The following is a 26,545-nucleotide window of genomic DNA, read 5'->3' on the forward strand; positions in this document are numbered from 1 at the left end:
CAATTTGACGGCCCTGCGCCTATATATATGGGGAGTATCCATTATGTTCAATGCTATCGCGCATGCTTTACTTGCCCTCGCGCCCGAGTTCGATGCTGCAAAGGTCGAGGACGTTCCTATGAGCCTAAAGGCCTGGATCGATGGTTCGCAGGGCAACATTCGGAGGGAGACGTTGGGCGCCAAGTGCATGGCGCGTCACTTCTTTGCAAATTAGCTATATGGCCTCGCACATGGTGGGGAATATGCAAAACTAGCGGTTGAGAAATCGCTTTAGCGACAGGGCGCATTGCTTTGGGCGCTTGTTTTGGGATTTGATGAAAGGGGACGGTTCCATGGCTCTTTGGGGCGGTCGTTTTGAGGCGGGCGTGGCCGAGGTCACGCAGGAGTTTGGCGCGTCGTTGCCGGTTGACAAACATCTCTATAAGCAGGATATCGCCGGATCTAAGGCACATGCCAAGATGCTGGCGGCCCAGGGCATTATCAGCGCCGAGGACGAGCAGGCGATTGCCGAGGGCCTGACCGGAATCGAACAGGATATCGATGCCGGCAACTTCACCTTTGATATCAACGACGAGGACATTCATATGTCCATCGAAAGCGAGCTGACGCGTCGTATCGGCGAGGCTGGCAAGCGCTTGCATACTGGGCGTTCGCGCAACGACCAGGTGGCGACCGATACGCGCCTGGGCGTCAAGGCGCTGGCCAAGGAGCTCATGGAGGCCAATCTTGAGCTGCGCCATGTGCTGGTGGATGCGGCCAAGAAGTACGACAAGGTGATTCTGCCGGGCTACACGCATATGCAGCACGCTCAGCCCGTGCTGCTCTCGCATCATCTGCTGGCGTATTCCTGGATGTTCGCGCGTGACTTTACGCGCCTGAAGGCCGCCTTTGATGCCGCTGACAACTGCCCGCTGGGTGCTGCCGCGCTTGCCGGTACGAGCTATCCGCTCGATCGCCAGATGACGGCTGCCGAACTTGGCTTTGCGGGCGTGATTCCCAACTCGCTCGATGCGGTTTCCGACCGTGATTTCCTGCTCGATCTGCATTACGCCGGATCCGTCATGGCGATGCACCTGTCGCGTCTTTCCGAGGAGATCGTGCTGTGGTCGAGCTCCGAATTTGGCTTTATCACGCTTTCAGACTCCTACTCCACCGGCTCGTCTATCATGCCGCAGAAGAAGAATCCCGACTTTGCCGAGCTTATCCGCGGTAAGAGCGGTCGCGTGTACGGCAACCTGGTGCAGCTGCTGGTAACCATGAAGGGCCTGCCGCTCGCTTATAACAAGGACTTGCAGGAGGACAAGGAGGGCGCGCTCGATACCGCTCACACGCTCATGCAGTGCCTGTCCGTTATGGCCGGAATGATTTCGACCTGGACCGTCAACGAGGATGCCATGGCGCGCGAGTGCGGCGTGGGGCACCTTGCCGCCACCGATGTTGCCGATTACCTGGCAAAGCGCGGTCTACCGTTCCGCGAGGCACATGCCGTGGTGGGGCACCTGGTCCTGATGTGTGAGAAGCGCGGCTGCAATCTTGAGGACCTGCCGTTTGAGGTGTTCCAGGAGGCAAGCCCGCTCTTTGAGCGCGATATTACCGAGGCGCTCGATATCCCGTCGATTGTCGCCGCGCGCACGACCGAGGGCGGTACCGCCTCTGCCGCCGTTGCCGTGCAGCTGCAGCGTGCCGAGGCGCAGCTCGTGGCCGACGAAGGCGTGTTTGGATCGCTAACCAAGGTTGTCGAGATGGGTCACGGGGCAAAGTAGAGGTTTGGCTGAAGACGTATTGTCCATTTATTGATAAATCGTTTTAGCTTTACGGGCGTCTGCTGATGCGGGCGCCCCTATTTTGCTGCTATGGGGGAGGGGCTTGTCGAGAACTTCTGTAGGACCTTTGGGCAGGTTGTGAAGGGGGTACGTTCGCGGGTGGCAACCGACCGCCCGCTCTGTTCCATGTGGTTGATGAGCGGTCGGATGGTACTCTAATCGGGCTTCGAAACAGAAGTGACACATATGGAGCGCTTTAATAAATTGCAGCGTTTCAATAAACAGCTTTTTGTTTAACTGCAGCTAAAACTCTGTTACGATGCAGTCCAGGCGGGTGCCGGAATGGGACTTGGGCACGCGCGAACCTACTTGAAAGGCTACCTTATGGCTATCGAGAAGACCTTCATCATGATTAAGCCCGACGCGGTGCGCGATCGCAAGATCGGCGAGATCGTTGCTCGTATTGAGCGTAGCGGCCTTGTCATCGAGCGCATGGAGATGACCACGCTCGAGCGCGCTACCGTCGAGGAGCACTACGCCCATCTGGCCGACAAGCCCTTCTTTGGCGGTCTCTGCGACTTTATGACGAGCGGTCCGGTCGTCAAGATGGTCGTTTCCGGTCTCTCCGCTGTTTCCAAGATGCGCACCCTTATGGGCGCTACCAACCCGCTTGATGCTGCGCCCGGCACCATTCGCGGCGACTTCGCTGTCGATGTCAACGCCAACGTGATCCACGGCTCCGACTGCCTGGAGAACGCCGAGATCGAGATCAAGCGCTTCTTTGGCTAAACCAGCTTTGACTCCTTAAAGCTGTTAGCGTGTGGCTTGGGCGCCGCGGAATTCCAACCGCTGCGCCCTTTTATTCCGGTAGATTTTTGGTAAACGCATAGAAAACTACTAAAGAGCCCCCGTCCGGATGTTTCTTCCGGGCGGGGGCTGACGCTAGCGTATGGCTTTGTAAGTCTTTAGGCCTCGTCGACGATCTTAAGGCCGCGCGTGTGGTCGATCTCGTTGAGGAGGTTAACGCGACGCTCGTGACGGCCGCCCTCAAACTCGGCGTCGAGCCACTCGTCGACGATCATCTTGGCGAGCTCGGAGCCAACGACGCGGGCGCCAAAGGCGAGCACGTTGGTGTTGTTGTGCATGCGCGAGAGCTTGGCGCTGAAGGGCTCGGAGCACACGACGGCGCGTACGCCCTCGACCTTGTTGGCGGCCAGGCTGATCCCGACGCCGGTGCCGCAGATCAGGATACCCAGGTCAACGTCGCCGTTGGCAACGGCCTTGCCCACTTTGTAACCGGCGATGGGGTAGTCGAAGCTCTCGGAGGTGTCGGTGCCAAAATTCACGACCTCGCAGCCGCGCTCCTTCAGGTGCTCGGAAATGATGTTCTTGAGCTCGACGGCGGCGTGGTCGTTACCGATACCGATCTTCATGGATGGTTCCTCTCTGGTCTGTGCGGCGCAAATGCTAAAGGTGTTTACCGCGTTCGACTGCATGATAGCGCGACTTTTGCGTAAACGCTCGGACGTTTTTTGGTCAAACGCTTTAGCAGGCAACAAGACTAGCTTTTCATGAATGAATGCCGTCAGATTGCGCTTGAACGCCGTCCGCCGGAACCGTGGTTGCGGTTTTTGATGCATTGTTATCAAATAAAGGAGCCAACTTTTTTGAGAGTCCAGCCCGTTATGCAAGCAGGAGATACCTATGCCTACCGATTCCATCCGTGATGCCGCGTTTTGCGATGTTTTGAACCGCGAGCTTGTCTGTGCACTCGGCTGCACCGAGCCCATTGCCGTTGCCTATGCAGCGGCGCTGGCGAGCCAGACGCTCGGTTGCGAACCCGATCATATGGATGTTGCCTGCTCGGGCAACATTATCAAGAACGTTAAGAGCGTGACCGTGCCCAACTCGGGCGGTATGCACGGTATTGAAGCCGCGGCCGTGCTGGGTGCCGTGGGCGGCGATGCTAAGAGCGCGCTCGAGGTGCTCGAGAGCGCTAACGATGAAGACCGCGCTCGCGTGGCCGAGCTCCTCGCCGACGCTGGCTACTGCGATGTGTCGCTTGTCGAGGGTGTGCCCAACCTCTACATCAAGGTGACTGCGACGGCCGGGGGCCATACCGCGGTCGTCGAGATTACCGATCACCACACTAATGTCACGTGCCATACGCTCGATGGTATTCCGGTATGCGGCAAGTCGGCGGGGGAGTGCGCCGCCTGCGCCGAGCGCGTGGTGGCCGAGCGTGCGGCAGATAACGCCGATACGCCCATGTCCATTGATTCCATCATCGACTTTATCGAGGACGGTGACATTGAGGGCGCCCGCGCTGCCGTTGAGCGTCAGATTGAGCTGAATGGCGCAATCAGTGCCGAGGGCCTTGCGCACGCTTGGGGCGCCGAGGTGGGTCGTACGCTGCTGGGTGCTCGTGCCGATGACGTCGCCTGCCGTGCCCGTGCCCGTGCGGCCGCCGGGTCCGACGCCCGCATGAACGGTTGCGCGCTGCCGGTCGCCATTGTGTGCGGCTCGGGCAATCAGGGCATTACCTGCGCACTGCCCGTCATGGAGTATGCCGAGTACCTGCGCTGCGACCACGAGCGTCTGGTGCGCGCCGTGATGCTGTCCGATCTTATCGCCGTGCATATCAAGAGCTATATTGGTGCGCTTTCGGCGTTTTGCGGTGCTATTTGCGCCGCGTGCGGCGCCGGCGCTGCGATTACCTGGCTGTGCGGTGGCACGCGCGAGCAGATTGGCGCGACGGTCTCGAATACGCTCGGTAACGTGGGCGGCATCGTGTGCGACGGCGCCAAGGCGAGCTGTGCCGCCAAGATCTCGGCTGCCGTCGATGCAGCGATTCTGGGCCATGATATGGCCATGCAGGGTCGCGGCTTCCGCGCCGGCGAGGGCCTGATCCAAGATACCGTTGAGCAGACAATCGCCAGTATGGGCTACGTAGGCCGTGTGGGCATGAAAGATACCGACGTCGAGATCCTCAACATCATGATCGGCAAAACCCAAGTGTGCTAAGACAGTTCGTCGGCTACTTGGTGTTCGTAGAAGGCTTCTACTACGGCGTTAAAGTCGCGGGCGAAGCCTTCCATGGTTCCGCGCCAGGTGACTCGGTTGGGCTTGCCCTGGCCTACATAGGCAGTCTGAATGCCGCAGGCGGGACTAGGGAAGTCGCGTTTGGGATCGTTGCCCACCATAAGGACCTCGTGCGGTTCGAGTCCCATCACCTGAAGCTGCTCTAGATAGTAGGTGGCATCAGGCTTGCAGCGGGTGGCGTTTCCCATGTGCGTGACGAGCTCAAAGGGGGCGTCGGCCAGGTCGCCCCAACCCATGCGGCACTCGATGGCCCCCTGCGGAAAGCTGGGGTTGGTAAAGAGCGCGCAGCGCAGCCCTGCGTCCTGTACGGTCTGAAGCGCGGCGTGTGCGCCCGGCATGGCATGGGCGTTGATGAGTTCGTCATTCTTGTACGGAAGAACTTCGCGGTCGTAGTAGGTAAACGCCTCGTAGATAAGTGGGTCCGAGAGGCAAATGCCGCATCGGCGCTCGACCTCTTCTTGGTAAAACTCAAGATTGGTGCGATTGTCCGTGCTGCTGCGGCGATTGGCGTTGAGGTCGACCAGGATGGTGCCGAGGCGTGCCATCGTGCCACCGCGGCTGCGGCGACCGATATCCGCGAGCATCGAAGAGACATCCTTAAAATATCGAAGGATGAACGCGTTGAGGTTGATGCTAAGAAGCGTTTCGTCCATATCGAAAACGACTGCTTTGAGCACGCGGGCACCTTTCTCGAAAAATCGATCTAGAATCGTTGGCTCCGGATACTTTACCCCAAAGCCGAATGCCTGGCTGGTTATCGTCAAGTTGCGGAGACGTGTGTTCATAAGATTACGAAAAAGTCTCCACACGAGTAAAAAATCGCAGTTCACGCTTGAAATCGAACTCATTTCCCCGTAACCTATACGAACGTGATTGCATAAGCGTCACATTAGTATCTGTCGGCTCCCGAGTGTTCCTAAACGTTGTGTGCTTGTCGCACCCTTCTGTAGGTCCTAGCAATCGGGGCCCCGTAGTTCGAAAGGGGTCCACCTTTGAGTGAGATTCAGAACTCGTCCATTTTCTCTCTTGACGATGTCAACGAGGAGGAGATGAACAACCTCATCGACGGTACGATTACCGACTTTGATGAGGGCGATCTCGTTAACGGCACTGTCGTTAAGATCGAGCATGACGAGGTGCTCGTTGACATCGGATTCAAGTCCGAGGGCGTTATCCCGGTCCGCGAGCTGTCCATCCGCAAGGACGCTAACCCTGCAGACATCGTTGCACTCGGTGATCCCATCGAGGCTCTGGTTCTCCAGAAGGAGGACAAGGACGGTCGTCTGGTCCTGTCCAAGAAGCGTGCCGAGTACGAGCGTGCTTGGAACCGCATCGAGGAGAAGTTCAACTCCGGCGAGAACGTCGAGGGCGAGGTTATCGAGGTTGTCAAGGGCGGCCTGATCCTCGACATCGGCCTGCGTGGCTTCCTGCCCGCTTCCCTCGTCGACCTCCGTCGCGTCAAGGACCTCACCTCTTACATGGGCACCCGCATCGAGGCCCGCGTCATCGAGATGGACCGCAACCGCAACAACGTCGTCCTCTCCCGTCGCGTCGTGCTTGAGGAGTCCCGTAAGGCCGAGCGCTCCGAGATCCTGTCCAAGCTCAAGTCTGGCATGCGTCTCCAGGGCACCGTTTCCTCCATCGTCGACTTCGGCGCCTTCGTCGACCTCGGCGGTATCGACGGCCTCATCCACATCTCCGAGCTCTCTTGGAACCACGTCAACCATCCTTCCGAGGTTGTCAAGGTCGGCCAGGAGGTCGAGGTCGAGGTTCTCGACGTCGACCTCAACCGCGAGCGCATCTCCCTGGGTCTCAAGCAGACCACCGAGGACCCGTGGCGCGCACTGGTCAAGAAGTACCCCGTCGGCGCTATCGTCGAGGGCACTGTGACCAAGCTTGTCCCGTTCGGCGCTTTCGTCGACCTGGGCGAGGGCATCGAGGGCCTGGTGCACATCTCCGAGATGGCCAACAAGCACGTCGATCAGCCTTCTCAGGTCACCCACGTGGGCGACAAGGTTCAGGTCAAGGTCATGGAGATCGATCTCGACCGTCGTCGTATCTCCCTGTCCATGAAGTCTGCTGCTGAGACTCTGGGCGTCGAGATCGAGGTTACCCCGCTGCCTTCCGAGAAGAAGGACGAGGAGACCGACGCCGAGTAATTCGGTTTGACGATCACTTGTTTTAAGGGATCCGTCCGTAATGGACGGGTCCCTTTTTCATTTGGCGCCGAGATGCGCAATGCTGCCGGGCTGTCCACAGGCTATTGGATTGTCGGTGCATGAAAAAAGCCGACATCCCGCCTCGGGGAGGAGGCGGGAACACACCTAGTAGACGGAGGGGTGCGGAGCGCGGTCGCGTCTCGACTGACGACGTTGCCCATCGACAGGACCATTGTAGTGCATGGCGGTTCTTGGTTTATCGTGTCGAGCGTTTGCGTTGTGCCATTGCCTACGGTAACGGTGTGCTACACTCTTGCACTGCTGAGTGGGCCAGACGGTCGCGCGATGTGCTGCTTGCAGTACGCGTGAGGAAAGTCCGGGCTCCAGAGGGCGGGATGCCGGCTAACGGCCGGGCGGAGTGATCCGACGGAAAGCGCCGCAGAAAAGAAGACTCCCACCTGCGCCGCAAGGCGTAAAGGGAAAAGCTGAAACGGTGGTGTAAGAGACCACCAGCGTCGTGGCAACACGGCGGCTTGGCAAGCCCCATCCGGAGCAAGCGCGAATAGGAACGCTATGGGCCGGCCCGGTCCGCGTTCGGGTAGCGTGCGTGGAGCTGCATGGCAACGTGCAGACAAGATAAATGACCGTTCACGACAGAACCCGGCTTACAAGCCCACTCAGCAACTATGTTGACGCTGCGACGGCGTCAGCTGGCCGATTTGGCGCTCATTCGTCGGTCGCCGCCATAAGGCGTGCTCCCTCCTCTTTCGGGCCAAATCGACTCAGCTGACGCCGTCTCGCTGTTTTTGCCTGGTCATCGGCGGCCCCATTTTTGTCGCAAACTTGTCTTTCAAGGCACCTTGCTCGTGCTGACGGGTTCTCGCTGTTGGTGACGGATTCATCGGCGTTGCCATTCTTTTCGCCGGGGTTATCGGTGCGGGCTTTGCCGTATTATTGAGACTGTTTGTTGCTTTGCTTGTTGTTGAGGGGCTTTGTTGGACAGCTATTTTACTCTGCAATCGAATATTGAGGCTACGGGTGAGTTCGTCGATCGTAAGAGTCGGTTTATTGCCCAGCTGGTCCATATTGAGTCCGAAGATGAGGCAAATGCCTTTATCGAGACGGTTAGAAAGCGCCATTACGACGCTCGACACAATGTTCCCGCGTGGATTTTGGTCGATGGACGCGAGCGCCAGAGCGATGACGGTGAGCCGAGCCGTACGAGCGGCATGCCGACGCTCGAGGTGCTGCGCGGCGCAGGACTCAAAAATGTTTGCTGCGTGGTGACGCGCTATTTTGGTGGCACGCTGTTGGGGCCTGGTGGTTTGGTGCGTGCCTATACCGCGGCGACGCAGGCGGCGTTGGCCGCGGCTCAGGAGGCCGGGCAGATCGTCGAGATGACGAGCGTCGTGCCGGTTGATGTGCATGTGGCCTATCCACAGTATGAGCAGGTGCTTCGCTTGGCGCAGGATTCGGGTGCCAAGGTTTCGGATACCGATTACGCGGATGCTGTGACACTTCACTTGGTGTTTAAAGCGGGGGAGCAAGAGCCGTTTTGCGCTAAGATGCGCGAGCTTATGGCGGGGCGCGAGGAGATTGAGGTCAGCACTCCCGAATTTGCCGAGTTCTAACGACGACGGCCGGCGTGCTTTTGGATGAATCCCAAGCGCGCCGGCCGTCGTTTTATGTTGTCGCCGTTTACTCGGCGAGCTGCTTTAGCACATCGCAGGCGATGTCGACGGCGTCGTCGATGCAGCCGGGGCAGCTGCGGAGCGGACCCTTGTCCGATCCGATGCCCTTGAGCGTGCCGCAGACGGTCGTCGTGTTCTTCTCGCCAAAACGCTTGGCGATTTCGCGCGACAGCTTGTAGGTCTGACCCTTGGTCTTGGGGTTCTCCATGCCGTCACTCATTACAAAGCCCATGATGGCCACGGCACCCGAGATGGCGCCGCAGGTTTCGGTCATGCCGCCCATGCCGGCGCCAAAGCCCTCGGTGAGGGTAAAGGCGACCTGGGGGTCGAGCCCGACGGCGGGCGCGAGCGTGCAGGCGACGGCCTGCGCGCAGTTAAAGCCGCGGGCGTGGTACTCGGCAGCCTGAGCCTGACAAGCGGTGGTGTCGAGCTGGGTCGTATCGATGTGCTTCATCGTTGTCTCCTTGGTTGCGGTGTACCCGCCTATGGTACCCTTGCCGACGCATTCGTTCATCGAGAGCTTTGTGCATATCTCGCCGTTATTGTCGTACCAATACCTAAGTGTGGGGCAAATGAGCCCGATGCATCTGTCCAATAACCTACCTTGAGGATGGGTTGAGAGGGGTGCGGGGTAGCGGTATCGTGAACCGAATAAAAATGTAACCCAGGCAAGGGAGCTAAATATGAGCGAGCAGACCATCGGTACCACGTGTGTTCAGGGCGGCTATCGCCCGGGCGATGCGGAGCCGCGCCAGGTGCCCATCTACCAGTCCACCACGTGGAAGTACGACACGTCCGAGCACATGGGCAAGCTGTTTGACTTGGAGGAGTCGGGCTACTTCTACAGCCGCCTGCAGAATCCCACGTGCGACCTGGTTGCCGCCAAGATCTGCGAGATGGAGGGCGGTACCGCGGCGATGCTCACGAGCTCGGGCATGGCTGCGAACTTCCTGGTGATCTTTAATGTGGCCGGTGCCGGCGATCACGTGGTCGCAAGCTCCGCTATCTACGGCGGTACCTACAACCTGCTCGCCCACACCATGGGCCGCATGGGCGTTACCTGCACGTTCGTTGCCCCCGACTGCACCGATGAGGAGCTCGAGGCAGCCTTTGAGCCCAACACCAAGCTCGTCTTTGGTGAGACCATCGCCAACCCCGCTCTTGCCGTGCTCGATATCGAGCGCTTTGCCAAGGCCGCGCATGACCACGGTGTGCCGCTGATGGTCGATAACACCTTCCCGACGCCCGTGATGTGCCGTCCCTTTGAGTGGGGCGCCGACATCGTTACGCACTCCACCACCAAGTACATGGATGGCCACGCGGCCTACCTGGGCGGCGTGATCGTCGACCACGGCCAGTTTGACTGGATGGCCCATGCGGACAAGTTCCCGGGTCTCACCACGCCCGACGAGAGCTATCACGGCGTGACCTATGCCGAGAAGTTTGGCCGCGAGGGCGCCTTCATTACCAAGGCCACCGCACAGCTCATGCGCGATCTTGGCCCCATGCAGAACCCGCAGGCGGCGTTTTTCCTGAACAGCTCGCTCGAGAGCCTGCATGTGCGCATGCCGCGTCATTGCGAGAACGGCCTGGCGGTCGCCAAGTTCCTGCAGAGCCATCCCAAGGTGCGCTTTGTGAGCTATCCGGGCCTGGAGGGCGACAAGTACTATGACATGGCTCAAAAGTACATGCCCAACGGTACGTGCGGCGTCGTGAGCTTTGGCTTTAACGGTGGTCGCGCGGCGGCCGAGACCTTTATGAAGAGCCTCAAGCTCGCCCAGATCGCCACGCATGTCGCAGATGCCCGCACCTGCTGCCTGCATCCTGCTAACGCCACGCACCGCCAGATGAACGACGAAGAGCTCATCGCCTGCGGCATCTCGGCCGACATGGTGCGCTTGTCGTGCGGCCTCGAGGACACGGCCGATCTGATTGCCGACCTTGAGCAGGCGCTCGAGCAGTGCTAGGCTAGCTTTCGCACAAGGCGCCGATACGGGCAGATTGCCTCGGCGACCTTTAGTTCCGATTCCGTAGGCGGGACCCCGATCGCGACTGTTTGTAGGCGATTGGGGCCCCGTTTTTGCGTTATGCCACTCGAAAGGATGGATATGGAGAAAACTGCAGAGCAGCTGCGCCGCGAGCACATTGCCCTTGAGGGCGATACCCATGGCAAGAACAAATGGGCGATTCTGTTTACCGTGCTCATCATGACGTTTATGGTGTGTCTGGATTCGACCGTCGTGACCGTGGCGCTGCCCGTGATGCAAAAAGAGCTGGGTGTGGGCCTCGATCGCATTCAGCTGGTAAGCTCTGTGTATCTGCTTGCGACGTGCGTGGCTATGTTGCCGTTTGGCCGTCTGGGCGACGTGCGCGGCAAGGTGAATGTGTTTCAGCTGGGCGTCATCGTCTTTTCGGTCGGTTCGCTGCTGTGCGGCCTTTCGGCCTCGCTCGAGGTTCTTATCCTGGCACGTATTGTTCAGGGCGTCGGTTGCGCGGCGGCCATGGCTAACAACATGGGTATCATCACCGAGTCGTTTCCGGCGCGCGAACGAGGCCGTGCCATGGGCATTCTCGCGACCTTTGTGGCCCTCGGCATGATGTGTGGCCCCGTGCTCGGCGGCATGCTGGTGGCAAGCTTTCCTTGGGAGAGTATCTTCCTCATCAACCTGCCCATTGGCGTCATCTCGTTTATCGTGGGGCTCTACACGCTGCCGCATGTTAAGCCGGAGGCCGGCGAGCGCTCCATGTCGCTGGCGGAGGCCGCGCGTCGCTGCTTTGCAAATTCGGCCTTCACCATCAATCTTGCCTGCATGCTCATCGTGTTTGTTGGCATTGGCGCATCTGAGTTTATCCTGCCGTTTTATTTTCAGGACGCCCACGGCTTTGGTTCCGACATTTCCGGACTGCTCTTTTTGGCGCTTCCGATGGTGAATGCTTTTATCGGCCCGCTTTCGGGCACGATTTCCGATCGTATTGGTTGCGAGGGCCCCACGGCCGTTGGCCTGGGCGTGTACGTGTGCGGGCTCTTTGCAGTGAGCACGCTCGACGAGCATTCATCGATCCCTGTGATCGTGTGCTGCGTCGCATTTATGTCGTGCGGTACGTCGATTTTCCAGAGCCCCAACAACTCGCTGTACATGGGCTCGGCTCCGCGCGAGGCACTTGGCTTTGCAGGTAGCTTGGGCAGCTTGGCGCGCTATGCGGGCATGGCGCTGGGTATTACGGCAGGTTCGCATATCCTCTATGGGCAGATGAGCGTGGCGATGGGCGAGGCCGTGACCAGTTTTGTTGCAGGCCGTCCGGATGTATTCCTATTCGGCTTTCGCTCGGTGTTCTATGTGTTGATGGCCGTGGCCGCTGTGGGCTTTGCGCTTGCCATGGTGCGTTTGGTGAAGATGCGCGCCCGTCATTAGCGTGTTGGGAGGCTGTCTGCCACGAATCGCGCCGTCCCAAAAAGACTGGTTTGTGGTGCGATGCGGCTTGTGGGGCGGGCGGGGGTCGGTCCGTGGTAGACTATCGAACAACGTTTATTAATCGCGCGGTATCGTTGCCGCGAGAAGGGGTTGCGCCATGCAGGAGCTTGAGGATCGTATTCGCCATGACGGCATCGTAAAGGCCGGTAACGTCCTTAAGGTTGATGCCTTCCTCAACCACCAGTGCGACGTTGAGCTGTTCGACCACATGGGCGCCGAGTGGGCCCGTCTGTTCAAGGATGTCGAGATCAACAAGATCCTGACGATTGAGGCTTCGGGCATTGGTATGGCTTGCATTGCAGCCCAGCACTTTGGCGGCGTGCCAGTGGTCTTTGCCAAGAAGGCACAGTCCATCAACCTCGACGGCGAGCAGTATGCCACGACCATCTACTCCTTTACCAAGCAGAAGGAGTACCCGGTCATCGTTGGCAAGCGCTTCCTGTCCGAGGGCGACAAGGTCCTGATTATCGACGACTTCCTGGCCAACGGCTGCGCACTCGAGGGTCTTATCAAGATCTGCGAGGCTGCGGGTGCCGAGGTTGCCGGCATTGGCATCGCGGTGGAGAAGGGCTTCCAAGGCGGTGGCGATAAGCTCCGCGAGCGCGGCTTCCGCGTTGAGAGCCTGGCCCGTATCGCCGATATGGACTGCGAGAACGGCGAGATCACCTTCGCCTAAGCGCGCAACACAAGCGATTGGTATGCGATGTGACAAAGGGACTGTCCCTTTGTCACATTTTTTTGTATGAGGGGAGGTGCTGATATGGACGAGAACAAGATGGAATGGCGCGAGTATGCGCGCTATGCCGAGATGTTGGCCGAGGAGTTGGCGCGCGATTGCGAGGTGCAGGTGTTTCGTGCGACGGGTCCGGGCGGGCAGGGCGTGAACACGACGGACTCGGCGGTGCGTATGAAGCATGGGCCCACGGGGATTGTTGTGACGGCGCGCGAGAGTCGTAGTCAGTTTCAGAATCGCGCGAGCTGCCTGCGTAAGCTGCGCGCAGAGCTTGAGCGTCGTGGCCGTCCGCCGCGCCGTCGCGTCAAGACCAAAGTGCCCCAGCGATCGCGCCAGCGCAGGCTCAACGACAAGCACTTCAATGCGATTAAAAAGGCTAACCGTCGCAAGCCGGGGAGCGACGAGTAGCCGATTGTTTCGCTGGTCTTGCTAGCGGGTGGGGTGCCAGACTTGGAGGGCGCCGGGTAGGATGTCGACTTCGATGCGCGAGGCGACGATGGGCTCGCCGTCGGCCTGGATGGGGTAGTCGGGCTCCTCAAAAGTTAGCTCGGCATGGCGGCAGCGGCGCATGCGAACCGGTGGCAACTTGGTATGGTGGCCGTCCTTGGCCGAAAGGAACATAGGCAGGGCTACCGCGCGAGGGACGGGGCCGCAGGCGTAGCAGACGTCGAGCATGCCGTCGCAGGGGTCGGCATCGGGGCAGATGCGATAGCCCGAGCCATACGTGGGGCCCAGCTGTATCGCCATAATGATCGCCCTCACGCGCTCTGTGGGCGCGCCGTCAAAGCTGACTGTCATAGGATAGTTGCGATAGCGTAGGCCAAACTGCTCAAGTCCCGAGAGGGTGTAGAGCGGCGCGCCCGTCAAGCCGGTCTTTTTGCGCAGCTCGGTGGTGCTAAGGCCGATGGCAGCATCGATGCCGACCGAGAGCGTCTGGTCGTAGTACTCAACGGTAGCCTCGCCGCTGCCGCTCGCAGGGCTCCACGAGCGAATGCGCCCGATATCCTGACGCTGCAGCTCGCAGGTGAGCAGCGCGCCAAAATCCTTGCCGGAGAAATCGTCGATGCCGAGCGTCTGGGCAAAATCGTTGCCGGAGCCCACGGGCAGGACGGCAAGAGCGGGGCGGGCGTTCTCCTTTTGCGTCATAAGCCCGTTGACGACCTCGTGAATCACGCCGTCGCCGCCGAGTGCGATAACGGTGCGATAGCCCTGAGCCTGTGCGGCCAGCTCCTTGGCGTGTCCCATACGCTCGGTCAACACCAGGTCAAACTGGGATGCGCGTGCAGTCATGTCCAAAAAGCGTTGCAGGCGTTCGGCAACTTCGCGTGCCGCACCCGACTGGGCGGCTGGGTTGGCGATGATGAGCGTGCGACCAAAATCAGTTGCGTGCATGGGGCGACTCCCGGCGTGTGACATGACGGTGCGGTCGCGCTCAGGTCGAATTGCCCCCGATTGTGGCTGCACGGCGATTATTACATCTACTCTATCAGGTCGTTGTGGCGCTCGATAGCATCCGCTACCGTACCGCCCTCATCCACAATAAGCGAACGGCGCTTGGGTGAGATGATGCGCTGGGCGGGGTACACGCCGCGGTGTCCGCCGGTTAGGTAGCTGATAAAGGCCACGATGACAAAGAACCCGGCGGCCGTGCCGTGGAACAGGTCGATGGCCATCATGCAGGTGGTGATGGGCACGTTGAGGCCGGCGCAGAACACGCCGAGCATGCCGAGAGCCGCCAGAAAACTGGGGTCAAGCCCGGTAAGGCAGCCGATCCAGCCGCCGAGCGCCGCACCGATGCCAAACAGAGGCGTGACCTCGCCGCCTTGGAAGCCGGCGCCCAGGGTAAGCGCTGTGACGACCAACTTGATGGCTGCGTCCGCCAGGGTGGTGTTGCCTGCAAACCCGGCGCCGGAAAGCCACGTGGAAAGGCCGGCGTAGTCCCAGGCGTCGAGGAGGGCGTAGGCGGCCAAAACCACGAGTGCGCCTATGAGTGCGCGAACGAGGTAATTGGTGATAAAGCGGCCGTACAGGCTCTTGACGGTACGAACCGACCAGGCAAAGAGACGTGCGGTGAGACCAAAGATGATGGCGCTGATGACTACGATGACAACCGTCCGTGGTGTCATGTTGGGAACGCTGGCGATGACATTCGCCTCGTACTCGGTTCCCAAGGCAAGCGACGTAAAGTAGCCGGTAAACGAGGCGACCAGGCAGTAGATGCCCGCGGTGTAGTCGATCTTGCCGATAAAGCACATCTCCATGCCAAAGAAAGCTCCAGCAAGGGGTGAACCGAATACGGCGCCAAAGGCCGACGAGATGCCGGCGAGCATGAGGTCATGGTGGTCATGCTTTTTGAGGTGGGCGAGGCTCGAGATGTTGCTGGCGATGGTGCCGCCAATCTGCACCGCAGCTCCCTCGCGACCGGCCGACCCGCCCGTTAGGTGCGTGAGCGTGGAGCAGACGAAGGTGAGAACGGCCATGCGCATATGGATGAGGCGTGTGCCCAGAGCGGAGTCGATGACCAGGTTGTTACCGCGTTTGGCGGCAAGGCCGTGGTTTTTGTACACCCATGCGGTGGCAACGCCCACAACGGGAAGCAAGGCGTAGACCCATGCATGGTGCTCGCGATAGTCGGTCGCGATATTCAGCGAGGTCAAAAACGCCCAGGCGGCAACGCCCATGGCGAGCGAGACGATGACGACGAGTGTGAGCAACTTGGCGCTCGCGAGTAGGTTGCGGGCGTTGCGGCGCGTGTCGGCGGCCAAGAGATGCTCGGAGCGGGTGAGCTGATGCCTGCCGGCCATGATGACGTCGTTCAGGGAGAAAAAGCCGCCGTCGTCGAGCGACTGAGAATGATCCTGCGCTTCGTTTGCGCTTTCGGGTTTGTCGGTAAAAGTCATACGTTCCTCTTTTGGGTTGCAACACGAGCATTATAAAACGCGGTAAACGCGACGAGCCGGTGGGTTGGTTTTGGTTTTGTTTCGCGGCTTGCGGCCGACAGATGTATTCGCGGCCGCGGGCCAGGTCTTGAGCAGGCGGCGAGGGATTATACTGAGAGAAACATAAAGAATCGGCGCTTTTGTTGCGCGCCGCAGCATGCTAGAGGTGTATATGGCTGAGAAACTCATTCCGTTGGAGGACGCGCAGGCGATCGTCTTGTCGCACGTGAATCGCACCGAAGTCGTCGAGATTCCCGTGTGGCAGGCCGCCGGTCTTCCCTTGGCAGAGGATGCGGTGGCCGATATCGACATCTCACCGTTTGCCAACAGCGCTATGGACGGATATGCCGTGCGCTCGGCGGACTTGGCGCAGGCATCTGGCGAGGCGCCGGTGACGCTCGACGTTATCGGACACGAGGCTGCGGGCCATGTGTTTGAGGGCACAATCGGCGCGGGCGAGACGGTCCGCATCATGACGGGCGCGCCGGTACCCGAAGGTGCCGATGCCGTGGTGAAGTATGAGATCGTCGATGTGCTCGTCGGTGACGGCAACGAGGGTTCGCGTGTGAGGTTCTCGGCGCCTGCCAAGGTAGGGGAGAACGTTCGCTCTGCCGCCGAGGAGGCCCATGCCGGCGATGTTGTGATGCACGCCGGCGAGGTCGTGGCTCCGGCGGGCGCCGGCTTGTTGGCGAGCGCCGGGTATGCGAGCGTGAAGGTGCATGCCGCGCCGCGTGTGGGCATTATCTCGCTGGGCACGGAGCTGGTCGCGCCGGGTGAGCTGCCGGCGCGCGGGCAGATTCGCGACTCCAACTCGTCGGCGTTGATGGCCGAAGCGCTCGATGCAGGAGCCGAGCCCGTGTTCTACGGCATTGCGCCCGATGATGAGCAGGCGATTGCCGAGCTGGTGCATCGCGCCGTGCTGGAGTGCGATTTTGTCATTACGAGCGGTGGCGCCTCGGCAGGCGACTACGACTACGTGACGGCGCTCGTCCGGCGCGAGGGCGAGGTGCTGTTCGATCGCATCTCGATGCGTCCGGGCAAGGCCATCACGTTTGGCTTGCTTGGGGGTAAGCCCTACCTGGGACTTTCAGGCAATCCGGCCGCGGCGTATGTAGGCTTTGAGATGCTTGCGCGTCCGGCGATCCGCAAGATGCGCGGCTTTGCCGAGGGTACGCGTCCCGTGCAGCAGGCGACGCTCACGCACGGCGTGAAAAAGCGACAGCATCGCCGCTTCTTCGATCGCGCCACGGTTTTGCGCGACCCCGAGACCGGTGAGCTGTTGGTGACCGAGGCCAAGACGCAGAATTCGGCGCTGCTCGGCACGATGCAGCGGGCTAACTGCCTGTTGCGTGTTGACGAAGGACCGTGCGATCTCAAGGTGGGCGATGTCGTGGACGTTGTTCGCGTCGACCTGCCCGAGGGCGCCGTGTTGTAAGAGGAATGCTATGGAGCTGAAGATATCGATCGTGACGTGCTCGGATACGCGCGATCTTGCCCAGGACGAGGCTGGAGCCGCACTCGAGGAACTTATCGAGGCGCAGGGCTGGACGGTCGCCTCGCATGTGGTCGTGCGCGACGACGTCAGCGAGATCGGTGATGCCATTGTGGAAGCCGCCGATGAGTGCCACGCCAATGTCGTGCTCACCTGCGGCGGCACGGGGCTTTCGATGCGCGATGTGACGCCCGAGGCGACGCGTACCGTCTGCGATCGCGATGTGCCGGGTATTGCCGAGGCGATCCGTGCGTACTCCATGACCAAGACGCGCCGCGCCATGCTCTCGCGCGCCGTGTGCATGCAGCGTGGGTATACGCTTGTCATCAACTTTCCGGGATCCACGAAAGCGGCCCGCGAAAGCTGGGAGGCCGTGAGCGACCAGCTGGAGCATGCGGCCCAGATGACGGCGGGCGGCGGGCACACCAAATAAGCGCACTACCTGCGGCGGAGCGACCTTGCGAGTCGCTCCGCCTTTTTATGCATCGACAGCGCGGGCCGTCTCGTGGTTATTGGTAAAAGAAAATTATCAGGCGAGAAATCTTTATCACTGATATTATTCGCACGAAAGTATAATCTAATTACAGAATAAAGCTCGCGGTGGGGTACCCGGGCACAAGGTCCGAAAGGGTTGAACATGTTCGATATGGTTTCTCGCCGCGGATTCGTCTCGCTTTCTGCTGTCGCCGCTGCCGGCCTTGGTCTTGCCGGCTGCTCGGGCAACAATACGTCCGAGCCGGCCGGATCCGATGCCGGTTCTGCTAAGGCATCTTCCAAGAAAGCTGTCGAGCTGCAGGTCTTTGCCGCCAACTCGCTCGAGAAGGCTCTGCCCGAGGTTCAGGAGCTTTACACCGAGCAGACCGGTACCACGTTTACCGACACGCAGTTTAAGGCGTCTGGCGACCTCGTTGAGCAGATGCGCGCCGGTGCCACGGTCGACGTGCTCATCACCGCTTCCAAGGGCACCATGGACGACGCCGAGACCGCCGGGCTCGTCGACACCGACACCCGTGAGGATATGTTCGTCAACGACCTTGTAATCATTCGCGCCGAGGGCTCCGACACCAAGGTCGAGGCCATCGCCGGCGTCGCGAATCTGGACGGCAAGATCGCCATCGGCGACGCCAAGACCGTCCCCGCCGGCAAGTACGCCAACCAGGCGCTGGCCTCCGTGGGCCTCTATACTGGCACCGAGGGCGACGACGGCGAATATGCACCCGAGCTCGCCGACAAGGTGGCCCTGGCCGACAAGGTCGGCACTGCTGCGTCTTACGTCTCTACGGGCGACTGCGTGGCTGGCTTTGTCTATAGCTCCGACATCTTCCGCTACGACGGCATCGAGGAGGCCTTTGTGTGTCCCGAGGACTCGCATAAGCCCATCGTGTATCCGGGCGCTGTCGCCGATGGCTCCGAACATGCCGACGAGGCCAAGGCGTTTATCGACTTTTGCCTGTCCAGCAAGAAGGCTCAGAAGATTTGGGCTAAGTACGGCTTTGAGCTTTCCGCGTAGTGCGGCTTGGCGCGATAATTCCATCGTTTTGTGTTTCACTCCGTCCTTGTATTCGCTTGGAGCTTTTCGTGCTTAATAGATTCCGCATGCTTGTCGCCTGTGCTTTGACCCTCGCGCTTTGCTGGGTGCCGGGATTTGCGTTTGCTGGGGACGCTGAGGACGGGGGCCAGGTTGCTGCGACCGCTCATGGGCTTTCCTATGGGATCGAGGGTTTTGAGCGGCTGTCCAAGGGGACCGCTCGTGCCATGGAGGGCCAGCCTGAGGGCTACCGGTTTCCCGTTGACGAGGACGTGGACCTTGTAGTGGCGCCCGCTGCCGATCGCGTTGTGGCGTGGATATCGCCCAAGGCAGTCGAGAAGTATGGATTGGATCCGCAGGACAACGAGTGCGTATCGGGTCTCAAGGCCCTCGTCTGCGAGCTCGACAGCGCAAACTCCATGGGAGGTGCGCAGTTAGGGGACGTTGATCTTCCTTGGTATGTCACGGCGGAAACAACGTTTGATGCCGGCGGTTATACCTATGGCTTTGACGAGCGCGGTGCGGATGGGGACCGCTATGTGGTGATTGCGTCAGCCTCGGGTGATGCCAAGGGCGGCGCGCGTTGGCTTGATAGCGCTCAAATGGTAGAGGCGTCGTCTGTCGCGTTGCGGGATGAGCAGGGGCCCTTGACCTCTCTGGCTTCCTTTTTGGGCGACATCGACTATCGCCCGTTTTGGGTGTCCGTTAAAACGAGCGGCCTTGCCCTGCTGATCTCCTTTGCGCTGGGCCTGTTCGCCGCGTGGAAGACTATGGGTACCTCGAGTCGCATCAAGGGCCTGCTCGATTCGGTCTTTACGATTCCTATGGTGCTGCCGCCCACGGTTTGTGGCTTTCTGCTCCTCATGCTGTTTGGCCGCTCGACCGGGGTGGGCCAGTGGCTCATCGCGCATGGCATCTCGATCGTCTTTACCTGGCCCGCGGCGGTCATTTCGGCTGTCGTTGTGTCGTTTCCGCTGGTCTACCGCACGGCGCTCGGAGCCTTCGAGAGCCTCGACACGCAGATGCTCGACGCCGCGCGAACCTTGGGATGGTCCGAGTGTCGCATCTTTACCAAGCTCATGATGCCGCTCGGCTGGCCCTCGATTGCCGCCGGCACGGTGCTCGCCTTTGCCCGCGCGATGGGCGAGTTTGGCTGCACCCTGTTCTTTGCGGGCAACTACGCCGGTATTACGCAGACCATTCCCATCGCCATCTACTTTGAGTGGATGGGCGGCAACACGTCGGTGGCCCTCTTTTGGGTCGTCGTCGTGATCGTGTTTAGTTTCCTGGTCATTTTGTTCATCAATATGTACACGGCGCATTCGCAAAAGTATCGCGAGCGGGGCCTTTCCCGTGCGGAGCGCAAGCAGGCCAAAGATCTCGCCGGACAGGGCGATTCGCTCGACCCGGTGGGCGGTGATGCCTTGCGTATCGATCGCGAGGCGCTGGCCGAGCTTATGCGCGATGGCGCGGTCGCAAAGGGAGGTCGATAAGCCATGTCGCTCGTTCTGGATATCAAAAAGCGCTATCCGGGCTTTACCCTCGACATTCAGCTCGATGCCGGCGAGGAGCGTGTGGCGCTGCTGGGCGCCTCGGGTTGCGGCAAGAGCTGTACGTTGCGCTGCATTGCCGGCGTGGAGACACCCGACGAGGGCAAGATCGTCGTCAACGGCGTGACCTTTTTTGACTCGGCGGCGGGTATCAACCTGTCGCCCCAGGAGCGAAAATGCGCCCTGCTGTTCCAAAACTATCAGCTGTTTCCCAACATGACGGTGGCCGATAACGTATGCGCCGGTGTTAAGGATGCGGGTGACGCCGCCGCGCGCAAAAAGCTCGCCGAGCGTTATCTGGGCATTTTCGGTCTGGCCGATTTTGTCGACCGCTACCCCGTGCGCCTCTCGGGCGGTCAGCAGCAACGCGTGGCGCTTGCGCGCATGGTGGCGGCGCATCCGGGCATCTTTATGTTCGATGAGCCCATGAGCGCGCTCGACGCGTATCTCAAGAGCGCGCTTGAGCAAAACATGCTCGATCTGTTCGATGTATGCAACCGAACCGTGCTCTACGTGAGCCACGACATCGACGAAGCGTGCCGTCTGTGCGAGCGCATCTGCGTGATGCACAACGGGCATGTTGAGGAGATCGGCTCCGTCGAGGACGTGGTCCGTCATCCGCAGACGTTGGCCGCGCTGCGCTTGACGGGCTGCAAGAATACGAGCCGCGCGCGCAAGATCGGCGACGAAGAAGTTGAGGCCCTCGACTGGGGCATGACCTTCAACGTGGGCCGTGAGGTTCCCGATAACGTGGCGTACCTGGGTATTCGTGCGAGCTACTTCCATGTGGACAACCGTGCTGAGCGGGGTCGCAACAGCTACGACCTGCATGTGGCCCGCGTGAGCGATTCACGTTTTGAGCGCCTGGTGCTGCTGGACGTGCCGCGCGCCGACGCGCCGACGCGCCTGCAGTGGAAGGTCAACAAAGTGCGCATGCCTGTCGACGAGCTGCCGCAAGCAGGCGAGACGCTGCGCATGCATTTTGATGCCAGCAGGATCCATTTGGTTTGTCGATAGCGCCGGGTAATGCCGTCGGGGAATATAAGCCTCGGCGGCTTTGTTTTTGCCGTTCGCCGAATGAGGAATGACAAACTCTTATCAATCAAGATAATTATTTATTAAACGACGGCACACGACGCTGTCGTACGAATGTCAACGGTGTTCGCATGGTCGATGACCGTTGGTATAGTTGACCTCAACTTGTAAAGGAAGGTGCGCACATGCCGCAGACGACATACATTCGCCGCGTTACCGCGCGTGCCCTATATATGGCTCGGAGCCGCATATGAGCAGGTATGTTCACGGCTCCGGGAGAGACGACGCACAACTAAATAATCGACCGCAAAGCAGGTTCCCTAAAATTCCGGGTTTGAGCACGGTCGGGCAATCGCCGTCCGTCGTGCATCGATACCGCTGTTATCCGTTTTTGGTTCGAGAGGGGAACCGTTATGGCTGAAGAAATTGATTTCCATCCGATGTGGGAGAGCCTCGGCATGAATCTTGCCGACCACGACATGCTGCTGGGCACCGTGGGCCAGATGTACGGCGATATGTTCCTGACGCAGAACAATCGCCCCAAGTCCACGTCCTACCTGGATTTTGTCGCCACCAACATCCACAGCGGCCGTATTAAGGAGATGCTCGACAAGAAGGAGGCCGGCGAGGCCACCAAGATCGTGGGCAGCTTCTGCGTCTACGTGCCCGAGGAGATTGTGCTCGCCTGCGACGGCATTCCCGTTGGTCTGTGCTCGGGTGCCGATTGGGCGACCGACAAGGTCGAGGAGCACTTGCCGCGCAACACTTGTCCGCTTATCAAGAGCTTTGCCGGCTTTAAGCTGGGTGAGGTCTGCCCCTACATTGAGTCGAGCGACTTGGTGGTAGGCGAGAACACCTGCGATGGCAAGAAGAAGGCCTACGAGTTTTTTGCCACGCAAAAGAACATGTACGTCATGGATATTCCCAACGTGCACGACGAGTCGACGCTCGTGACCTGGAAGGCCAAGGTTAAAAAGCTCGCCGCCAAGATTGAGGAAGTGTGCGGCGTTACGATTACGCCTGAGCGTCTGAAGGCCGCCATCCGCGCCGTCAATGAGAAGCGTCGCGCCCTGCAGCGCCTCGCTGCCACGCGCGCTGCCGACCCAGTGCCCATCAGCGGTCTCGACAGCCTGCTGACCGTTCAGGCCGCCTTTATGGACGACACGCCGCGTCTGACCGGAGCCATCAACGATATGGCGGCCGAGTGTGAGCAGCGCGTCGAGGTCGGAGAGGGCGTGGCGCCCAAGGGGACCAAGCGCATCCTGTACACCGGCACGCCCATGGCCGTGCCCAACTGGAAGCTGTTCAACCTCATCGAGAAGGCCGGCGGCGTTGTGGTAGGCGAGGAGTCCTGCACGGGTTCGCGCTATTACAAGGACCTGGTCGACGAGTCCGGTGAGACGGTTGACGAGATGCTCGATGCCATCGCCGAGCGCTACTTTAAGATCAACTGTGCCGTCTTTACGCCCAACGACCAGCGTATGAAGGACATTGTCCAGATGGCCAAGGACCTGCATGCCGACGGCATTGTCGACGTGGCCCTGCAGTTTTGCACGCTCTACGAGATGGAGTCGTTTGCCGTGGAGAAGGCCGCCGAGGAGGCCGGCATTCCGTTTATGCACATCACGACCGACTACGCCGGCGAGGACGCAGGCCAACTGCAAACCAGGATCGAGGCTTTCTTGGAAACCATTTAGGACTATCCGTCCCGGTGGCTTCCCCAGGCACCCGATCTTGCCGTTCAAACCGTCGCTTGCGTACCAGAAGTACGCGGCGCTCCTCTTTCACGGCAACCTCGGGCACCTGGGAAAGCCGTTTCCTTGGTTGGTTAAAAGGTCTGTTAAGGAGTTATATGTCGGAAAATATTGAACAGCCGTTGCCGCGCACGTTTGAGGAGTTCAACGAGCAACGCAAGGCGGCGTTTATTCGCGTCAAGGATTATAAGCAGGCGGGTAATCGCCTGGTCGGCTTTTTGTGCGGCTATACGCCGCTCGAGATTATCGATGCCGCGGGGGCTGCGAGCGTGGCTCTGTGCGGTACGTCCGATGAGGTGATTCCCGAGGCCGAGAAGGTGCTACCGGCAAACCTGTGCCCGCTCATCAAGTCGACCTACGGTTTTGCCTACTCGCAAAAGTGCCCGTTTACGTACTTTAGCGACATGATCATCGGCGAGACCACCTGCGACGGCAAGAAGAAGATGTACGAGCTACTCAACGAGCTCAAGCGCACGCACATTCTGCATCTTCCGCAGGGTCGCGATCGTGCCTACGAGCGCGAAGGCTGGTACGAGGAGTGCCGCCTGCTCAAGGAGGAGCTCGAGAACTTCTACGGTATTACGATCACCGATGACGACCTGCGCGCCGCTGTCCGTCGTCGCAATCGCCTGCGTGCCGCCCAGCTCGAGATGTTCGCCCTGCAGGCCAACCAGCCGGCGGCTATGAGCGGCGTCGACCTGATGAGCACCATGTTTGCCGGTACGTTCAGCTTTGATATCGAGGCCTATACGCAGCAGCTGGAGCAAAAGGTCGCCAAGCTGCGCGAGGCCTACGACGCGGGCGAGCGCCCGGTTGCGGCGGGTGCCAAGCGTATTCTGATCACCGGCTGCCCGGTGGGCGGCGTGATCAACAAGATCGGCCGCACCATCGAGTCCAACGGCGGTGTGGTCGTGTGCATGGACGACTGCTCGGGCGAGCGCACGGCGGCCATGATGATCGACCCGGAGGCTCCCGATATCCTGCGCGCAATCGCCGACCGCTACTTGGACATCAACTGCTCGGTCATGACGCCCAACGACGGTCGTATGGAAAACACGCTGGCCATGTGCGAGAAGTATCACGTCGATGGCGTGGTGGAGAGCGTGCTGCAGGCGTGCCACACCTTTAACGTGGAGAGTGCGCGCATGCAGGAGGCTGTCGAGGGTGCGGGTATTCCGTATATGAAGATCGAGACCGACTACAGCAACGGTGACATGGGCCAGATCGAGACCCGCATCGCCGCCTTCATCGAAACCCTCTAGCTTCCTCAGGCACCGGATCTTGCCCCTCAAACCGTCGCTTGCGTACCAAAGTATGCTGCGCTCCTCTTTCAGGGCAACCTCCGGCACCTGAGAAACCTAGAGCCAAGGCGCCTGAACGCGCCGCTACCTTTGATGTTTAGATTGGGAGAGAGCCATGATAGGGATCGGGATCGATATCGGGTCTACGGCGGCTAAGGCTGCTGTGGTCGACAGGGAGGGTTCGGTGGCGTGGACGTGCGTGCAGCCAACCGGGTTCTCCTCGGTCGATGCTTCCGAGCGGCTGCGCGAGGCACTGGCAGCGGCCGGCTATGGCGTGACAGCCGACGACGTGCGCGTGATCGCGACTGGCTACGGCCGTGTCGCCGTGCCCTATGCGCACAAGGTCGTGACCGAGATCACCTGCCACGGCACCGGTGCTGTGCGCCTGTTTGGCGATCACGGCACGGTGATTGACGTGGGCGGCCAGGACACCAAGGTCATTCAGCTTAAGGGCGGCCGCGTGGCCAAGTTTGCCATGAACGACAAGTGCGCCGCCGGCACGGGGCGCTTTTTGGAGATCATGGCCGACCGCCTGGTCATTACCCAGCAGCAGATGGCAGACCTCGCCCGCACCGGCGAGCCTACCAAGATCAGCAGCATGTGCACCGTGTTTGCCGAAAGCGAGGTTATCAGCCTGATCGGTCGCGGTGAGCCGCGCGAGAACATTGCGCGTGGCGTGATCGACAGCGTGGTCTCGCGCGTGGCGACCATGGCCGGGCAGGCCGCGGGCGCCCCGTACTACCTGACCGGTGGCCTGTGCGAGAACGCCTACGTTGCGGAGCGGTTGGGCGCGCTGTTGGGCTCGCCGGTGATCACCTCGCCCCAAGCCCGCTTTGCCGGTGCCATCGGCGCGGCGATTCGCGCACAGGCGCTCAATTAATGCATCCGCCTTGGGCTCGTATTCATGCGTATACTGAGAGAAAATGATTGACCGATGAGAGGGGGTATCGATGCCTGACGATCAGATTAAGCTCACGTCTATGACTGCCGCGAGCGGTTGAGCCGCTAAGTTGGCTCCTGGAGCCCTCGCCCAGGTCCTGGGCGACTTACCCAATGTGCATAACGACAACCTGCTCGTGGGGTTCGATACCTCCGACGATGCGAGTGTCTTCCGTGTTGGCGATAACCTGGGCCTCGTGCAGTCCGTCGACTTCTTCCCGCCGATGGTCGACGACCCGTTCATGTTTGGCCAGATCGCTGCGGCCAACTCGCTGTCGGACATCTACGCCATGGGCGGGCGGCCGAGCCATGCCATGAACCTGCTCTGCATACCCAGTTGCCTGGGTGTTGAGGTTGCCGGTCAGATTCTGGCGGGCGGCGCCGACAAGTGCGTCGAGGCGGGCTGCTCCATCGCGGGCGGCCACACCATCAACGACGACGAGCCCAAGTACGGCCTGTCCGTGAGCGGCTTTGTCGCGCTCGACCGCATGCTCGCCAACAGCGGCGCGCGCGTGGACGATGTCCTGCTGCTGACCAAGGCTATCGGCTCGGGCATCATCACTACGGCCATCAAGGGCGAGCTCATCGAACAGGATGGCGCCAGCCCGATGTTCGACTCGATGCGTACCCTCAACGAGGCCCCGATTCGTCTGGCCGAGGGACTTGAGCTTCACGGCTGCACTGACGTCACGGGCTTTGGCCTGATCGGGCACGCGTGCGAGATGGCCGAGGGCTCGGGCGTACAGATTGAGCTTGTGTCGGGGGCGGTTCCGCTCTTTGACCAGGTGCTCGACATGGCGCGCCTGGGCATTATCCCTGCCGGCGCCTACCGCAACCAGGACTTCTTTGGTCCGCGCGTGGTGGCCGACGATGGCCTGGAGCCGGGCATGTTGGATGCGCTGTACGATCCACAGACCTCTGGTGGCTTGCTCATCGCGGCGCCTGCTTCCGATGTGGATGAGCTCGCGCGTCGTCTGCATGCCGAGGGTCGCATCGCCGCCGTTATCGGTCGCGTGTGCGAGGCGGTGCCGGGCGGTCCTGCTGTTCGCGTTGTGCGCTAACTACACGTTTATGTAACTGTTTGCC

Annotated in this window: 23 protein-coding genes, 1 other RNA gene and 1 pseudogene; 20 read left to right on the top strand and 5 right to left on the bottom strand. The window is 60.4% G+C overall.

The features are described from left to right. Positions 1-43 precede the first annotated feature (43 nt). From AAAT03_RS00785 to ndk, 3 genes are all read left to right on the top strand, one after another. Positions 44-214 carry a hypothetical protein gene (locus AAAT03_RS00785; protein WP_156058436.1) on the top strand — a complete coding sequence of 57 codons (171 nt, stop codon included), beginning with the start codon at positions 44-46 and terminating at the stop codon, positions 212-214. Between the two features lie 118 nt (positions 215-332). Then, positions 333-1,763, top strand: coding sequence for an argininosuccinate lyase (gene argH / locus AAAT03_RS00790; protein ID WP_349102356.1), 1,431 nt, complete (start codon positions 333-335; stop codon positions 1,761-1,763). 384 nt (positions 1,764-2,147) lie between these two features. Continuing rightward, positions 2,148-2,552: a nucleoside-diphosphate kinase gene (gene ndk / locus AAAT03_RS00795; RefSeq protein ID WP_055251725.1), complete on the top strand. Its 405-nt coding sequence runs from the start codon at positions 2,148-2,150 to the stop codon at positions 2,550-2,552. 176 nt (positions 2,553-2,728) lie between these two features. On the opposite strand, the gene rpiB is transcribed toward ndk, so the two are convergent. After that, on the bottom strand, positions 2,729-3,196 hold the full coding sequence (gene rpiB / locus AAAT03_RS00800) for a ribose 5-phosphate isomerase B (RefSeq protein ID WP_035138007.1): 468 nt from the start codon (positions 3,194-3,196) through the stop codon (positions 2,729-2,731). A gap of 271 nt (positions 3,197-3,467) precedes the next feature. Here rpiB and AAAT03_RS00805 point away from each other — a divergent pair, with 271 nt between their 5' ends. Beyond that, positions 3,468-4,787: an L-serine ammonia-lyase, iron-sulfur-dependent, subunit alpha gene (locus tag AAAT03_RS00805; protein WP_349102357.1), complete on the top strand. Its 1,320-nt coding sequence runs from the start codon at positions 3,468-3,470 to the stop codon at positions 4,785-4,787. On the opposite strand, the gene AAAT03_RS00810 is transcribed toward AAAT03_RS00805, so the two are convergent. Next, positions 4,784-5,542, bottom strand: coding sequence for an HAD family hydrolase (locus AAAT03_RS00810; RefSeq protein ID WP_117629411.1), 759 nt, complete (start codon positions 5,540-5,542; stop codon positions 4,784-4,786). The two genes, AAAT03_RS00805 and AAAT03_RS00810, sit on opposite strands and share 4 nt — an antisense overlap. 315 nt (positions 5,543-5,857) lie before the next feature. Between AAAT03_RS00810 and rpsA the strand changes: the two genes are divergently transcribed. From rpsA to AAAT03_RS00825, 3 genes are all read left to right on the top strand, one after another. Further along, the gene (rpsA, locus tag AAAT03_RS00815; RefSeq protein WP_022095232.1) at positions 5,858-7,024 is read left to right on the top strand and encodes a 30S ribosomal protein S1; all 1,167 of its coding nucleotides are present in this window, start codon (positions 5,858-5,860) and stop codon (positions 7,022-7,024) included. Positions 7,025-7,346: 322 nt separating this feature from the next. Then, positions 7,347-7,708: RNase P RNA component class A (gene rnpB / locus AAAT03_RS00820), an RNA gene on the top strand. Between the two features lie 311 nt (positions 7,709-8,019). Beyond that, entirely contained in the window at positions 8,020-8,655 is a 636-nt protein-coding gene (locus AAAT03_RS00825; RefSeq protein ID WP_349102358.1) for a YigZ family protein, read from the top strand. 67 nt (positions 8,656-8,722) lie between these two features. On the opposite strand, the gene AAAT03_RS00830 is transcribed toward AAAT03_RS00825, so the two are convergent. Beyond that, a complete protein-coding gene (locus AAAT03_RS00830; protein WP_349102359.1) occupies positions 8,723-9,169 on the bottom strand; it encodes a C-GCAxxG-C-C family protein in 447 nt (148 codons plus the stop codon). Positions 9,170-9,398: 229 nt separating this feature from the next. Between AAAT03_RS00830 and AAAT03_RS00835 the strand changes: the two genes are divergently transcribed. From AAAT03_RS00835 to AAAT03_RS00850, 4 genes and pseudogenes are all read left to right on the top strand, one after another. Continuing rightward, entirely contained in the window at positions 9,399-10,682 is a 1,284-nt protein-coding gene (locus AAAT03_RS00835; RefSeq protein WP_349102360.1) for an O-acetylhomoserine aminocarboxypropyltransferase/cysteine synthase family protein, read from the top strand. Between the two features lie 141 nt (positions 10,683-10,823). Continuing rightward, positions 10,824-12,128, top strand: a complete 1,305-nt coding sequence (locus AAAT03_RS00840) for an MFS transporter (RefSeq protein ID WP_118267487.1) — start codon at positions 10,824-10,826, stop codon at positions 12,126-12,128. A 157-nt stretch (positions 12,129-12,285) separates the two neighbouring features. Then, positions 12,286-12,864, top strand: coding sequence for a xanthine phosphoribosyltransferase (locus AAAT03_RS00845; RefSeq protein ID WP_117854990.1), 579 nt, complete (start codon positions 12,286-12,288; stop codon positions 12,862-12,864). A 165-nt stretch (positions 12,865-13,029) separates the two neighbouring features. Further along, positions 13,030-13,329 (top strand): annotated as a pseudogene (locus AAAT03_RS00850) (peptide chain release factor-like protein); the annotation flags it as partial. A 21-nt stretch (positions 13,330-13,350) separates the two neighbouring features. Here AAAT03_RS00850 and AAAT03_RS00855 read toward each other — a convergent pair. Continuing rightward, on the bottom strand, positions 13,351-14,313 hold the full coding sequence (locus tag AAAT03_RS00855) for a diacylglycerol kinase family protein (RefSeq protein WP_118065238.1): 963 nt from the start codon (positions 14,311-14,313) through the stop codon (positions 13,351-13,353). 86 nt (positions 14,314-14,399) lie between these two features. After that, positions 14,400-15,821: a chloride channel protein gene (locus AAAT03_RS00860; protein WP_192934557.1), complete on the bottom strand. Its 1,422-nt coding sequence runs from the start codon at positions 15,819-15,821 to the stop codon at positions 14,400-14,402. Between the two features lie 211 nt (positions 15,822-16,032). Here AAAT03_RS00860 and glp point away from each other — a divergent pair, with 211 nt between their 5' ends. The 9 genes from glp to selD all read left to right on the top strand — a co-directional run bounded on the left by glp (position 16,033) and on the right by selD (position 26,520). Further along, positions 16,033-17,295, top strand: a complete 1,263-nt coding sequence (gene glp, locus AAAT03_RS00865) for a gephyrin-like molybdotransferase Glp (RefSeq protein WP_118065486.1) — start codon at positions 16,033-16,035, stop codon at positions 17,293-17,295. Positions 17,296-17,305: 10 nt separating this feature from the next. Continuing rightward, the gene (locus AAAT03_RS00870) at positions 17,306-17,785 is read left to right on the top strand and encodes a MogA/MoaB family molybdenum cofactor biosynthesis protein (RefSeq protein ID WP_117786467.1); all 480 of its coding nucleotides are present in this window, start codon (positions 17,306-17,308) and stop codon (positions 17,783-17,785) included. 204 nt (positions 17,786-17,989) lie between these two features. Continuing rightward, a complete protein-coding gene (gene modA, locus AAAT03_RS00875; protein ID WP_349102361.1) occupies positions 17,990-18,862 on the top strand; it encodes a molybdate ABC transporter substrate-binding protein in 873 nt (290 codons plus the stop codon). 68 nt (positions 18,863-18,930) lie between these two features. Then, complete coding sequence (modB, locus tag AAAT03_RS00880; protein WP_349102362.1) at positions 18,931-20,373, top strand: molybdate ABC transporter permease subunit; 1,443 nt, start codon at positions 18,931-18,933, stop codon at positions 20,371-20,373. Positions 20,374-20,376: 3 nt separating this feature from the next. Next, the gene (locus AAAT03_RS00885; RefSeq protein ID WP_349102363.1) at positions 20,377-21,447 is read left to right on the top strand and encodes an ATP-binding cassette domain-containing protein; all 1,071 of its coding nucleotides are present in this window, start codon (positions 20,377-20,379) and stop codon (positions 21,445-21,447) included. 431 nt (positions 21,448-21,878) lie between these two features. Beyond that, positions 21,879-23,162 (top strand): double-cubane-cluster-containing anaerobic reductase, encoded by a 1,284-nt coding sequence (locus AAAT03_RS00890; protein ID WP_349102364.1) that lies wholly within the window; start codon positions 21,879-21,881, stop codon positions 23,160-23,162. Between the two features lie 155 nt (positions 23,163-23,317). Next, positions 23,318-24,481, top strand: a complete 1,164-nt coding sequence (locus AAAT03_RS00895; RefSeq protein ID WP_349102365.1) for a double-cubane-cluster-containing anaerobic reductase — start codon at positions 23,318-23,320, stop codon at positions 24,479-24,481. A 154-nt stretch (positions 24,482-24,635) separates the two neighbouring features. Further along, entirely contained in the window at positions 24,636-25,400 is a 765-nt protein-coding gene (locus tag AAAT03_RS00900; RefSeq protein WP_349102366.1) for an acyl-CoA dehydratase activase, read from the top strand. A 70-nt stretch (positions 25,401-25,470) separates the two neighbouring features. Beyond that, the gene (gene selD / locus AAAT03_RS00905; protein WP_349102367.1) at positions 25,471-26,520 is read left to right on the top strand and encodes a selenide, water dikinase SelD; all 1,050 of its coding nucleotides are present in this window, start codon (positions 25,471-25,473) and stop codon (positions 26,518-26,520) included. The last annotated feature ends 25 nt before the right edge of the window (positions 26,521-26,545 follow it).

The organism is Collinsella sp. CLA-AA-H167 (genome assembly GCF_040095305.1).
Lineage (GTDB): Bacteria > Actinomycetota > Coriobacteriia > Coriobacteriales > Coriobacteriaceae > Collinsella.

Excerpts from the sequence above, each read along its gene's own strand:
- AAAT03_RS00785 (WP_156058436.1), top strand. The coding sequence starts at position 44 with ATGTTCAATGCTATCGCGCATGCTTTACTTGCCCTCGCGCCCGAGTTC.
- argH (WP_349102356.1), top strand. The coding sequence starts at position 333 with ATGGCTCTTTGGGGCGGTCGTTTTGAGGCGGGCGTGGCCGAGGTCACG.
- ndk (WP_055251725.1), top strand. The coding sequence starts at position 2,148 with ATGGCTATCGAGAAGACCTTCATCATGATTAAGCCCGACGCGGTGCGC.
- rpiB (WP_035138007.1), bottom strand. The coding sequence starts at position 3,196 with ATGAAGATCGGTATCGGTAACGACCACGCCGCCGTCGAGCTCAAGAAC.
- AAAT03_RS00805 (WP_349102357.1), top strand. The coding sequence starts at position 3,468 with ATGCCTACCGATTCCATCCGTGATGCCGCGTTTTGCGATGTTTTGAAC.
- AAAT03_RS00830 (WP_349102359.1), bottom strand. The coding sequence starts at position 9,169 with ATGAAGCACATCGATACGACCCAGCTCGACACCACCGCTTGTCAGGCT.
- AAAT03_RS00835 (WP_349102360.1), top strand. The coding sequence starts at position 9,399 with ATGAGCGAGCAGACCATCGGTACCACGTGTGTTCAGGGCGGCTATCGC.
- AAAT03_RS00840 (WP_118267487.1), top strand. The coding sequence starts at position 10,824 with ATGGAGAAAACTGCAGAGCAGCTGCGCCGCGAGCACATTGCCCTTGAG.
- AAAT03_RS00845 (WP_117854990.1), top strand. The coding sequence starts at position 12,286 with ATGCAGGAGCTTGAGGATCGTATTCGCCATGACGGCATCGTAAAGGCC.
- AAAT03_RS00855 (WP_118065238.1), bottom strand. The coding sequence starts at position 14,313 with ATGCACGCAACTGATTTTGGTCGCACGCTCATCATCGCCAACCCAGCC.
- AAAT03_RS00860 (WP_192934557.1), bottom strand. The coding sequence starts at position 15,821 with ATGACTTTTACCGACAAACCCGAAAGCGCAAACGAAGCGCAGGATCAT.
- glp (WP_118065486.1), top strand. The coding sequence starts at position 16,033 with ATGGCTGAGAAACTCATTCCGTTGGAGGACGCGCAGGCGATCGTCTTG.
- AAAT03_RS00870 (WP_117786467.1), top strand. The coding sequence starts at position 17,306 with ATGGAGCTGAAGATATCGATCGTGACGTGCTCGGATACGCGCGATCTT.
- modA (WP_349102361.1), top strand. The coding sequence starts at position 17,990 with ATGTTCGATATGGTTTCTCGCCGCGGATTCGTCTCGCTTTCTGCTGTC.
- AAAT03_RS00885 (WP_349102363.1), top strand. The coding sequence starts at position 20,377 with ATGTCGCTCGTTCTGGATATCAAAAAGCGCTATCCGGGCTTTACCCTC.
- AAAT03_RS00890 (WP_349102364.1), top strand. The coding sequence starts at position 21,879 with ATGGCTGAAGAAATTGATTTCCATCCGATGTGGGAGAGCCTCGGCATG.
- AAAT03_RS00895 (WP_349102365.1), top strand. The coding sequence starts at position 23,318 with ATGTCGGAAAATATTGAACAGCCGTTGCCGCGCACGTTTGAGGAGTTC.
- AAAT03_RS00900 (WP_349102366.1), top strand. The coding sequence starts at position 24,636 with ATGATAGGGATCGGGATCGATATCGGGTCTACGGCGGCTAAGGCTGCT.